Here is an 11,882-nt window from a genome sequence, read left to right as displayed (position 1 = left end):
AGCTTTTAACAATAAGAACCCAATTCATTTGCAATTTACCTGATCATGATCATCAAGAAGAGGATCTGCTCAATAGCCTCGGCTTTAGTCTGTTTCTCAGATCCAAATTTCGGGAACACAGCATTTCAACTATTCCGTGGTCCCTAATTCTTGTCCAACTGGCTCAAAAGCGCTTGATCATAAAGCGGTTTCAGCTCGTTGTAAATCTCAATTGCAGAAGCATTACCTTCCAAAGCCTTTTTCTGTACCTTGTAGAAGTAGGCCTGTGCAGCCTGAAAGGCTTCGTGCCCAAAAACATCAGCCAACTGTCTTACAACCGGCAAAGCCTGACAAACCACTATCCTCAACTTTCGGTACTCCTCCTGCTCCACCTCACTCAGCTCATTCCGAGCCTCATAAACAGCAATCTGCTCCAAAATCAAACTGATCTCTTTGGCCAGCTTTAACGCTAATTGATGTAGTTTTTTTTGTTCGTCTGTATTCATGTCAGATCTTCTTTTTAATAATAAATACAGCAATTTGAGCATTAATGTTCCCGAAATTTGGGGTGATCATGAAAATCGATAAAACCTTCAATGCACTGTAGAATTTTTCTTATCAATGTATTACTAAATCTGTCTCGCCTAATAAAGTTACGACATTGTTTTATTCAACTCCAAATATTCGTACAATAAAATGAATATAATTTCCAGCACATTCATAAAAAAAAAATACATAATTCCGGGAAATCACCAGTCGGGAGATAGGCTGAATATGCTGTTGTCTCTGTTATCAGTGGTTATCAGGTGTAGTCTTCAAAATATCCCTGCAAAATGCTAAAAAGATAGCGGCTTATGCTTACTTGCGTTCAAGGGCTAAAACAAGGACTACGAAAGGCGGTTTATTAAATGCTACCTGCCATTTGTAAAAACGATCCGTATCTTTCACCAAAATGCTCCGTATCTTTTGGGCAAAAGATACGGAGCATTTAAAATTTGTTCTATAGTCTTTTTTTAAAAGATACTGAACTTTTAGAAATTGTTCTATAGTCTTTTCCTGCACCTGGTTATTTCTTCCTGAAATCATCCCTACAAGGTTAAAACAATCCATGAATCTAGCAGAAAGAGTCAAACTGAAAATCGGGAATATTCGGAATATACTGTTGTCTGGCTGACTTCGACATCTTCCGAAGAAAGATGACAAAAGACAGCCTCCTTGCATTCACTGACTTTCAGAAAAGGACTAATTGGAGATTACTTAAAGCAGAGGGAAAATTTTATGAAATAGTTAGAGATAATAAAAAAGCATTAGGAAAAAATTATTGGAACTTCCTTAAACCCCAAAAAACTATTTCAACCGATCAAGAAAGGATTTCATTTTTTGTAGCTCGCCCAAATACAAATGGCAATAGGATCCCCAGGCATTATTTTTCCGAAATACGGGCATATCAACAAGACGATGTCGAGCAGTAAATACGATCACCTTGGTCTGATTCTTTTCGTTCGAATTTAAGGTTGAATAATGAAATTCATGTCCTCGCCATTCGTGCTCACCATCAACCAGCTTTCGATACCCGAGATTAAGTTTCATATCGGTAAAAGATGTTTCGAATTGAAAAGCCCCAACCATCGGGAAGCTAATCCCTTGTTTATTGGTAATCGACTGTCCCAGATACATCATACCACCACATTCAGCAACCGTTGCTTTGCCAGAATCAATATGTTGCCGGATACATTCGTGCATTGATTCGTTAGCAGACAATTGCTCTATGAACAGTTCGGGATAGCCCCCCGGCAACCACAGTAAATCGGCATCAGGGAAATTTTCATCCTCCAAAGGACTAAAAAAACAAACTTCTCCCAGCTGATTCAGCGCATCAAGATTGGCCTGATAAGAAAAGTTAAAAGCCCGGTCACGTGCATAAGCAACCTTTATTTTACCTCGTTGACTTATTTCTTCCTTTAGTTCAACTTCGGAAGTACAAAGCGAACCTATCGATAACAACTCATTCAAATCGACATGACGTTCAACAAGCGAGGCAGCAATAGACACCGGATGGTCATCACCCAATTCCTCCGGCATAAATAAACCTAAATGACGCGACTCCATTGTCAGCCTTTCATCTCTTGGGATATAACCCAATGAACGAACACCAACATCCCCGGCAGCTTCCTTCAGATAGTTATAATGAGCAGCACTCCCCACTTTATTGAAGATGACTCCCGCCAAGTTCAAATCCGGATCAAAGTTTTTAAATCCATACAACAACGGTGCTGCAGAGTAAGCCATTGAGCCTGCATCTACAACTAAGATCACCGGTAAGTTCAAAAGTTTAGCCAAAGCGGCTGAACTACCATCCGACTTCCGGGCGCCATCAAAAAGCCCCATTACTCCTTCAGCTACGGCTACATCAGCTTTGGAGGCATGCTTGGCAAACAGTTCCCGGACATGTGTTTCGGATGCCATCCAGCAATCCAGATTGTACGAAGGTTTACCTGCCACAATACTATGATGTTGCGGATCGATGTAATCAGGACCTATTTTAAAAGGCTGAACCTTTAGGCCACGAAGTGCCAATGCTCGCAAAATACCGAGCGTCACAATCGTTTTCCCGGAATTACTTTTTGGGGCAGCAATCAGAAATCCTGCCGTTTGATGTTGCTTTTCTGTTATCATTCAGATTAAAAGGTTAGTACCCCAAAAGGATCAAGTCTCCGTTCAAACAAGCAGCATAAATAAAAGAGTTAGACTTACGCATAACTCTTCCCAAATACATGTAAGGCTACTTATCAGTCTTTTACCCGATTAAAGCGCAGGGTTTTCACCATCCAATCGGGCAGGGATTTTTTCGGATCACGACCTTTCAGGTTCATGTACCAACCCAGTTTTTCGATGATCGGTAATTTGTGCGTTTCAACAAATTCGATTGGTGTTCCATCCGGATCCGAGATATAAGAGAAATGACCAGCAGCAACTCCCATATCGAAACTATCAGCTGAATTAACAGTGAAAGGAAAGCCTTTTTCATCACATTCTTTTTGAAGAAACTCCATTCCCTGAATATCGAAACACAAGTGAATGTACCCCAACTCTCCCCAAATACGGTCACGGAAAATCTGGTCAGTTTTGCGTTCCGTCGCTTGTACCAGCTCAATTTGAGTTGGTCCCAATATTTTACTAAAAGGGCCAGTCCGAGGTTTATGCTTCAGTAAAACACGTCGGTATTTTTCAGTTCCTCCGGGAAGAGCACCAAAATCCTGGAACGCACCCATTTCGTCGTAAATCACTTCATCATACTCCAAAATATCCGAATAAACCTTTCGAGCCTCATCAATATCGGAGACACCAATCACAACACCGGCAACTCCACCTGTTGCTGACCTCTGCTCCACATAAACATGTGTGTCTTCCACAACCTCGAAAATATTATTGTATGGATCCAGCAGATAGTAATGTAAACTTCCTTGTGGATCATTAGTCGGTTGATTAAGAATATTCACCCCCATTGCCTGATGGGCATCAAAAGCTTTTTGAACATCGCGGCATTTCATCTTGATGATAAATATTCCGGCATCGCCTAACCGGACATCAAAGACAGGTGCTTTGGGAGTCATGCCTGTATGTTGCCAGATCTCAAAGCCACCACCGCCTTCCATATTCATAGCCAAGGCAGCATATCGGTCACATTCCTGACCATTCGTATAATGCTTCATGAGTTTGGCCGTAGCAGTATCTTCAAAAACGTTGATATCCATACCAAACACGTTCCGATACCATTTCCAGGCCTCTTTGGCATTCACCACGCCAACACCGACTTGCTGAATACCAACAATATTTTTTTTCATAGAGAGATTCTATTTTGAGAGCCTAAGCTCTAGTTTTTAATCTTAGTCACCAACTTAAAAAACAAAGCCGGCAAAAAACGACGAATATGGACCATCAGTAATTCTTTCTTTCCAACCAATACTTCTTTTTTGTTCTTTTTGATCGCCTTCACAATTTGCAAAGCACATTCATCAGCTGGCATACCATTGGCTTGTCCATCGTCCATTTTGTTGTAGGCTTCCCCGGTCTCTGTAAGGGCATTCTTCGAAACATTTGTATTCACACGTCCGGGTGAAACAATGGTAACATCGATATGATCATTCACCAACTCTGCCCGCAAAGCCTCAAAATACCCCTGTACAGCATGTTTTGATGCACTGTAAGCCGTTCGCCACGGAAAACCAAACTTCCCCGTAATACTGCTAATTACCACCAAATGTCCATCCTCTTGCTGGAGCATTTGTGCCAAAACAAGCTTTGTAAGCGTAATTACACTGAAAAAATTCAACTCCATAATCTCACGATCAATCTCTATCGGAGTTTCTTTGGCTAATGACCGTTGACTACGGCCAGCATTATTGATCAGAAAGTCGATACGCCCCGTTTGTTTAATCACCGACTGAAATGCCGGGTTCAAATCATTCATCTGGGAAAGGTCGATGGTCTGTACCCAGCATTTTGGTGTATATTGCAAGCACTTTTGTTGAACCTCGGTAAGTTTAGCCTGATTCCGAGCCGACAAAACAAGGTAAGCACCTTCGCGGGCAAATGCTAAGGCAAGCGCCTCGCCAATGCCGGAAGAAGCCCCGGTAATCCACACAACTTTTTCTCTCAGATCTTTCATTCCTTGAATATAGTTTAAAAGCTCATTTCCGTTCGGAAAAAGATACCATTTTTATCGGCAAACTCACTGTTCCTGTAGGTACCTCCCAACTGACGCACATACTCAACCCGCAACACCTTGAAAATATTAGTTACCCCAAAGCCAATTTCAGCATAGGGAGCATTTTTCTCGTTATGAAAAAAGTCGGGCAGATCGAATACTCCATGATAAGAATTCGTCAGTTTTCCGTAGTGTGCTTTCAGCGACACGATCTCGCGCAGCTTCAATTTACGAATCAACGGAATTTTATTTAAAACCACACCTCCGCCATTCAAGTGGGCATGTAAATTAACATAGGCATTATGTGCAAACGAGGCATGGTGTAATAAATTGAACCGGAACTTAGCATAGCCCAACGACATTGAACCAACCGGCAAATCCAGCTGATCATAGGGTGCATTGCCAAACAAGTACCCGCCATTCAACATGTAGTTTATAAACATTTGGCCCAGTAAAAAGCGCCCCTGGATTGATGAATGAAAACGAGCATACAAATCCTGATCACTGCCCATTCCCGGAACAGACACACGGCCTAAGTCAACACCCACGTTAATAACCGGAATTGGATCGACGTAGTAAATCCGATCGAAAAAATACCTGTCGTAATGCTGTCCAAAAGCGAAACGGGCATCCAGAAGCACACCATAATTGAAATATTCATCGTAGTCCACTCCGTTTTTAGTGAACGACACATAAGGTGTATCAAAGTTCCAGTCAAAATAAGGTGAAGCCTCGAAGTGCAAATCGTTCGAGGTATTATACTCAATACGTCCTTCCAGGTATTTTTCCTCCTTCAAGTAGGGATTTTTCTCCTTCGTCGTAAATATCGCGATAAAGTTACTGTTCCCTTTATTGTTCGGATTATGCTTGACAAAACGCAAAAAACGATCCTGCGAAATCAGGCTGTAATCGTTGTAGTAGCGAAACCGAAGTAATAACTTATCCGTTTTCCCGGGCTGAATGTCAACGTTCGCTCCGAACTTAAATTCCTCATTTTTGGTACCGTAGCCCAGAAAACCACCAATTGAATAGCGTTCAAACATTTGCTCACTTGTCCGTAGCGGAATTGAGATCCGGTTACCTTCAATCTTATTGGTGGAATAGATATCAAATACGGGCCCGACATCAATCTTTCCCAGGTTGTAGAAACTGGTCAATGCAACCCCGCCAATTCGATCAACATTCTTCACAATAGGAGCCTTTTTTAGATTCGTGACACTCTGATAAGTATCATCATCCAAATGACGAACATCAAACTCCGGTTGTGTTTTCCAATCCCTGGCAGCGACATCAGCCAACCGGGAGGATGTTGAATAGCTGGTCGTCTTATTAATTAACCAGTTACCACTCGAAACATTTTCGAGACGTTTGGAACTATAGGAATTTGTTGAATCCTTATTCGACTTCAACGACATGTTAATATCAACCTTCTGTACATCGTAGAAGTAATTACCGTCTTGGTCGATCTGATATTTGGCATTACCGTGAAAACCGTTAATGAAATTCAGGTTTGCCTTACCCGATATGTAGGCTTCAATTTTGCACAGGGCGTAATTCTCTGCATCGACTGTAAAACTACCAGAAAACAAGGGATTCCTGGGATTTTTCGGGGCATAGGTCAGATGATAATATTTTCGGCCGTTCTGAAAAATAGTGTCGTTGAAATAAATATCATAAAACAGTAAGGCCGTTTTGCTAATTGGTGATACATATCCCCGGTCCATAATCTGGATGTGCTCCTTGTAGAAATCCATATCGACAGCCACATTTTTCAACACAAAACTCTCGATAAAAGACTCTGAACGCGGGAAAATACCATCTTTCTTATCGTAAACAATTTCTGCAGAATCACTTCTGACATTTTCAGCGACCTCTTCCAAATAAATCGGAGAAAAGCGCATGTCCTGTCCTTCCAGACTGACTGTCACATCAGACATGTTATTGAAAAAACGACTAACCTTCGCTGTTGTATCTACGGCGATATACACCGTTGTATTTTCGAGCATCTTATAAGCAGGAACCTTCTCCAGCTTATCATGGTTCTCCTTTTTGTGTTTCTGGATCTGATTAAAAACAACCCGTGCAAAGGGTATATCCGACTTTACAGTAACTTCATCGATCTGCTTCACATCTTTCTGCATATCAACAGTCAACACATTCTTTTGATTTTTCTTCAGAATGAATTCCTGCTGAGTAAAGCCAACTGCCGAAACAACAAGTGTATCTCCTTTCGGTGCCGGTATGCTAAACCGTCCATCCAACTCCGATTGCGTTCCTTGCATAGTTCCTTTAATCCAAATATTAGCAAAAGGAATGGATTCTTTGGTGTCGGCTTCCCGAACAACGCCGGTAACAGCTTGACCAAAAACAGCGGAACTTACAACAACCGCAAAAATGGCGATAGTAAATATCCTTAACATTGAACCGAACTTTATGATCCGCTTTTCTCGCTCCTTAACAGCCAGTAAAGTCCTTTTACGCCAATACGAATATCATCGAGGCGCAACAACACTAGAATCTTCTCAATATACGCGAATGCACCCCAACCAACTGCCAAATAATACATCCACTCATAAAAGCCAAATACAAAAAGGACAAAGAAGAAAATGCTTTGGATATAACCGGCTGAAACCGCCGAATAGAGGTGTAATCCCGGGATTTTTCCAAACCGGGTGAACGCAACAATATAACTCAATACGAAAACGGTCAGGAACAAATACAAGATCCAGGCATGAGGCTCAATTTCGGTCCATTTAAACAGAAATAAACCAAGTAATGCCATGGCATAAGTACAAATATCGGCCAGGTTATCAAGCGCTGCTCCGAAGTTGGTTTGCAACTTAAAATAACGCGCTATATTACCATCGAGCACATCGCTGACCAAGCTAATACATAAAAAAACCACGTAATATTTTTCTTGTCCTGTCAGTGCAAAATAAAAGATCAGCGGAAATGCCAGCAACCGATATAAACTAATCAGGTTTGGCACATTTATAATTTTCTCTCCTCGAACTGTTATCTGTTTCATTGTTTTGTCTTTGTGGGTGATTAACAAGCTACTTTGGCTTTTTTATCTGAATTTTCATTCAGGAAGTAAGTGATCATACGATGAATGGATTCTGCTGTAGCTTCATTGTTATCCACCTCCATTACTTCATCTAGTTTTGTTGTATCGAATTGAATATTTGTACCTGTATAACTCGCGGTAAACGACATTCCGATTGAAATAATCCGCTCATGAACGCTCATCTCAGATTTTTCAAGATCCATTTGCGGATGTAGTTCGATAGGTAACAGTTGATGCAAACTGTTCAGAATATCACTATTGTAGACAACACTTTTAGCTACAATATTCAAAATAACCGGTAACTGTTTAATCGTCACGGTCTGCATCAGGTAGCTCACCACTTTATCAATAGGAATCAGGTTTTGAGTTGACTCCGGATTAACTTTAATCCTTAATTTCAAGTTCGGGTTGCGAACAGCCAAACTCTGAATACGACGCGAAAAATCGAAAATACCGTAATCGGTTTTGGTTACCCCTGTTATATTATTTCCAACAACCTGTGACAGACGCAGAATATGGGCATTCAAACCCTCGTTCTCCATATGCTTGCGAATCAGGTTCTCTGCATAACGTTTTGATTGCTCGTAGTAATTGCGAAATTCCTCAATATCGGCAATATCATAAAACTTCTCTTCGAAACGACCAGCCATTTTACCGCATGAATAGGCCGTACTAATAAAGAAGAAGCGCGAGTTACTGCCAGCATATTTCGAAAATACAGCAACCGAGTTTTCTACTCCGTCCATATTGGTTTGAAAAATCTCATCCTTTGCTTTAAAATCGTATTTCAAACTGGCAGCAAAGTGATAATAATCAACATCTCCCTGGAATAATTCGGTTAGAGTTTCTTCCTGTAAACCGAAATTTTCATCCAACAGCGAGTAATCAAACACCCGTAAATTTTTTGGTGTCGAAAATGCACCTTCATTAATGTCTGCCATTACATCATGCATTCTTTCGTCAGCCGAGTATTTCTTATTACCTCGTACCAATGCAATAACTTCATAATGTTGCCTCAATAACTCGTTGATAAAGTTTGATGCCACATAGCCATTTGCACCGTTTATAATGATTCTCTTCATGAAAGTATTTTTTTTTGGTTTCCCTTTTTAATTGTTTGTTTCAAGGCTTTAATCGTATCTTATTGTTTCTTTAACTCAAGTTACGTAAGAAAAGTTCTATAACCAAAGTAGTAGTACCAAAACTACACTTAAGGGTATACTTAAATTATCAGAACCTCTCCAACTGAAAAACTCGGCCAATGTACTGACCACGGCAATAACCATCGCCAGCCAAAATGTTTTAAAGTCGAATGACACCCGATGAAAATATAAGGCGATGAGGCTGATCACAAAGCTTGTTACCAGGAACGCCCCAGATCCCAACCAGGTTTTGTCGTACTTATGACCGAATAGCTTAATTCGTCCATTATAGTTTTTAATATTAATACCTAAGATAGCTGCCATTGGATCACATACTGCCAAAATAAGCATAGGCAAAATGAAAATAAACTTATTATTCAGCTGGCTTGCGATTAGAAATGTAACATAAATGGATAACGGAAGCAAATAACTTCCCACCGACTTCCTTTCGATATCGTGAATCGATTTCAATTGTTTGCTATACTGGGTTACAAACAGTACGGCAAAAAACAGCACTGCTAAAACCAGAATGTACCAATGTGACGGGAAGATATACGGGAAAGGAACCACAGCAAGGGTTGCCACAAAATGTGCAAATTTACGAGTAAATTCACCTTTCAAATTTAACCGTCTATAATTAAGCTCGTTAAATATCAACAACAAGACAATTCCGATTAAATAGACAATCGACAGAACAACAATATTTCCCATTTCACTTTTATTCTTCTATTAAAAATTCAAGAGATAAACACTAAATGCCACCCAAGCCCCACCAGCAATCAGGCTATCGAATCGATCGAGAAAACCACCATGCCCCGGGATCAACTTGCTGTAATCTTTTACCTCGAAGCGACGCTTATAAAAAGAGGCAGCAATATCGCCCAGAAAGGCAAAAACAACAATCCCAACAGCCAGAACCACGGCATTCACAAGCGTTCCTTGGTAAAGGCTATTCAAAACAAAAGAACTGGCTATAGCAAATAAAGCTCCTCCAACAACTCCACCCAACGTTTTATTCGGGCTTACCCGCGGCAAAATTTTTGTTTTCCCGAACAATTGTCCACTGATCTGGCTAAAAGCATCGAAAATTGAAAGTACTAAAAAAGCATACAATATCAATTCCTTGGGCAGATGACTAAACAAAAAGAAGCCAATCATCAGCAAAAAATAAACAGCCAGCGAGGCTAAGAAAAAGGGCTTGTGTGCCCTGTTTCGCAGCCGGAAAAGCTTAAAAAGTTCGTAAACTCCAACAAGACCAATAACCAAGGCGATATAATGAAATGCCACCGGGTTAATAGTAATGCTAAAAAACAAAATATTAATAATAAAGAAATATGCGATGAACTTGGTGTAACTCTCGCGGGCAACTACCGGATCCTTCTTTCGGTTTATCAAATAAAAACCAATTCCACCAAGAACAAAATATGCAAGTATTATAAAGTATATCGTTTTAATCATAAGCAATTCGTTACTATCCTACAATCATTAAAATTCCTAAGGCAACCATAACAAGAGCATATCCATAACGTGCCTTATTTTCGGAGCTATCAATGCGTTTTGACTTAGACAGCAAACGCGGACCTGCAATCGCTCCCAGAGTGGACCCTGCGGTCAAAAAATAAACCAAAGTCAAATCAATCTGTCCCACAAAAACATGAGCCCCAATCGCAAAAATGGTATTCACTAAAACAATCAACAACGATGTTCCAATGACCAACTTAATCGGAATCCGCAGCGAAAACAAACCAGCTAAAACCGGAGCAGTTCCACTTGTTCCAAAAGTACCTGTAATTAAACCTGCAAAAAAGCCAAAAAATGAGCTCTTTGTAACCATGGCCCCCTTTGTTAATGCAGCAACCTCCTCTTTGGTTTCTTTCTTTTTATATGTACTGTAGATGATATTTCCCGCAATCAGAATCGAGTAAACACCAAAACCTGCTTTCAACTGTTCCGAACTAATTCTACTTGTAATTGCAGTTCCGGCAAAGGCACCTGTAATCCCAACTATAACAAATAGCGTGGCAACCTTCAAATCAACATTTCCGTTTCGATAATGCCCCAATGATCCCACCATGCCTATAGGTAAAGTAGCAACTAATGAAGTAATCACAGCCGTTTGCGCAGAAGCATGCATAAGAAGTGTCAAAATCGGCAAAAAGAAAAAGCCTCCTCCTCCACCCAGCATCGTACCGAACAGACCGATTAAGAATCCTAAGACAGGCAATAAAAAATAAATCGGCTCAACAGAGGAATGAAAGAGCATATTCTTTAGTCGTTAATAATTTGGATGAAAACCCACTATTTCATGTTTGCTTCTAATCGAAAATATAAAGAACTCGACACTACAAGAAACGAGATGAAATATATAAATATATAGATGTGCAAATATAGTTTTGAAATCCGATTCACGAAAAAAAATCAATCAACAAATCCATTTAGACTAGCACAACTAATGTAAAATACTGAAACAAAACACACACGCCTTACAATAATTTCAAATTTAGACTACTTATGAACAACTAGTCCAAAAGAAAAGCATGAAAAAACCAGAATAACTCATTCCGATATCTCACACTCCTAACCGACCATTTCAGTATTCTAGTAGCAAACTTAGAAATTTTTATTCAATATTTAATACTTCTTTACTGCTCTCCTTAACCGTAAATTCACATGAAACAAGCTTACCAAACTCACAAAAATCTACAAATAAAGAGAGTTGAAAACGAGGCTTGTTTATCTAAATTAACAAAACACCGAAAATCATCCATGGAAAAATAAAAGGAGAACATATCAAGCTGGTAAAATGAAAAAATAAGAGGAGCAACTCTTGCGAATTGCTCCTCTTTTGGTGACTCAGCTGGGGTTCGAACCCAGGACCCCATCCTTAAAAGGGATGTGCTCTACCAGCTGAGCTACTGAGTCATCCTCTGTATGTGTTGCCTTTTTTGTTAAAGGCGCTGCAAAGGTAAAAACTGAATTTCTATCT

General features: G+C 40.1%; 10 protein-coding genes and 1 tRNA gene. All 11 read right to left on the bottom strand.

The window, feature by feature from the left end; translation table 11 throughout:
• Window positions 1–143 precede the first annotated feature (143 nt).
• Window positions 144–485: a hypothetical protein gene (locus AC37HE_RS00650; RefSeq protein WP_500780836.1), complete on the bottom strand. Its 342-nt coding sequence runs from the start codon at window positions 483–485 to the stop codon at window positions 144–146.
• 841 nt (window positions 486–1,326) lie between these two features.
• A complete protein-coding gene (locus tag AC37HE_RS00645; protein WP_500780835.1) occupies window positions 1,327–2,655 on the bottom strand; it encodes a cobyrinic acid a,c-diamide synthase CobB in 1,329 nt (442 codons plus the stop codon).
• Between the two features lie 113 nt (window positions 2,656–2,768).
• Window positions 2,769–3,824, bottom strand: coding sequence for a VOC family protein (locus AC37HE_RS00640; RefSeq protein WP_500780834.1), 1,056 nt, complete (start codon window positions 3,822–3,824; stop codon window positions 2,769–2,771).
• A 29-nt stretch (window positions 3,825–3,853) separates the two neighbouring features.
• A complete protein-coding gene (locus tag AC37HE_RS00635) occupies window positions 3,854–4,648 on the bottom strand; it encodes an SDR family oxidoreductase (RefSeq protein WP_500780833.1) in 795 nt (264 codons plus the stop codon).
• 14 nt (window positions 4,649–4,662) lie between these two features.
• On the bottom strand, window positions 4,663–7,107 hold the full coding sequence (locus tag AC37HE_RS00630; protein WP_500780832.1) for a DUF5686 and carboxypeptidase-like regulatory domain-containing protein: 2,445 nt from the start codon (window positions 7,105–7,107) through the stop codon (window positions 4,663–4,665).
• 11 nt (window positions 7,108–7,118) lie between these two features.
• Complete coding sequence (locus AC37HE_RS00625; RefSeq protein ID WP_500780831.1) at window positions 7,119–7,715, bottom strand: CDP-alcohol phosphatidyltransferase family protein; 597 nt, start codon at window positions 7,713–7,715, stop codon at window positions 7,119–7,121.
• A gap of 20 nt (window positions 7,716–7,735) precedes the next feature.
• The gene (locus AC37HE_RS00620; protein WP_500780830.1) at window positions 7,736–8,836 is read right to left on the bottom strand and encodes an SDR family oxidoreductase; all 1,101 of its coding nucleotides are present in this window, start codon (window positions 8,834–8,836) and stop codon (window positions 7,736–7,738) included.
• A gap of 96 nt (window positions 8,837–8,932) precedes the next feature.
• The gene (locus tag AC37HE_RS00615; protein WP_500780829.1) at window positions 8,933–9,607 is read right to left on the bottom strand and encodes a diacylglycerol/polyprenol kinase family protein; all 675 of its coding nucleotides are present in this window, start codon (window positions 9,605–9,607) and stop codon (window positions 8,933–8,935) included.
• 18 nt (window positions 9,608–9,625) lie between these two features.
• Window positions 9,626–10,354 (bottom strand): phosphatidate cytidylyltransferase, encoded by a 729-nt coding sequence (locus AC37HE_RS00610; protein ID WP_500780828.1) that lies wholly within the window; start codon window positions 10,352–10,354, stop codon window positions 9,626–9,628.
• 13 nt (window positions 10,355–10,367) lie between these two features.
• Window positions 10,368–11,159 (bottom strand): sulfite exporter TauE/SafE family protein, encoded by a 792-nt coding sequence (locus AC37HE_RS00605; protein ID WP_500780827.1) that lies wholly within the window; start codon window positions 11,157–11,159, stop codon window positions 10,368–10,370.
• Window positions 11,160–11,742: 583 nt separating this feature from the next.
• Window positions 11,743–11,818, bottom strand: a tRNA-Lys gene (locus AC37HE_RS00600).
• Between the last annotated feature and the right edge of the window lie 64 nt (window positions 11,819–11,882).

The sequence above is a fragment of the Mangrovibacterium sp. genome, from assembly GCF_059905295.1.
This window is presented reverse-complemented; position numbering and strand designations above follow the sequence as displayed.

Coding starts and splice junctions, on each gene's coding strand:
- AC37HE_RS00650 (WP_500780836.1), bottom strand. CDS start 485: ATGAATACAGACGAACAAAAAAAACTACATCAATTAGCGTTAAAGCTG.
- AC37HE_RS00645 (WP_500780835.1), bottom strand. CDS start 2,655: ATGATAACAGAAAAGCAACATCAAACGGCAGGATTTCTGATTGCTGCC.
- AC37HE_RS00640 (WP_500780834.1), bottom strand. CDS start 3,824: ATGAAAAAAAATATTGTTGGTATTCAGCAAGTCGGTGTTGGCGTGGTG.
- AC37HE_RS00635 (WP_500780833.1), bottom strand. CDS start 4,648: ATGAAAGATCTGAGAGAAAAAGTTGTGTGGATTACCGGGGCTTCTTCC.
- AC37HE_RS00630 (WP_500780832.1), bottom strand. CDS start 7,107: ATGTTAAGGATATTTACTATCGCCATTTTTGCGGTTGTTGTAAGTTCC.
- AC37HE_RS00625 (WP_500780831.1), bottom strand. CDS start 7,715: ATGAAACAGATAACAGTTCGAGGAGAGAAAATTATAAATGTGCCAAAC.
- AC37HE_RS00620 (WP_500780830.1), bottom strand. CDS start 8,836: ATGAAGAGAATCATTATAAACGGTGCAAATGGCTATGTGGCATCAAAC.
- AC37HE_RS00615 (WP_500780829.1), bottom strand. CDS start 9,607: ATGGGAAATATTGTTGTTCTGTCGATTGTCTATTTAATCGGAATTGTC.
- AC37HE_RS00610 (WP_500780828.1), bottom strand. CDS start 10,354: ATGATTAAAACGATATACTTTATAATACTTGCATATTTTGTTCTTGGT.
- AC37HE_RS00605 (WP_500780827.1), bottom strand. CDS start 11,159: ATGCTCTTTCATTCCTCTGTTGAGCCGATTTATTTTTTATTGCCTGTC.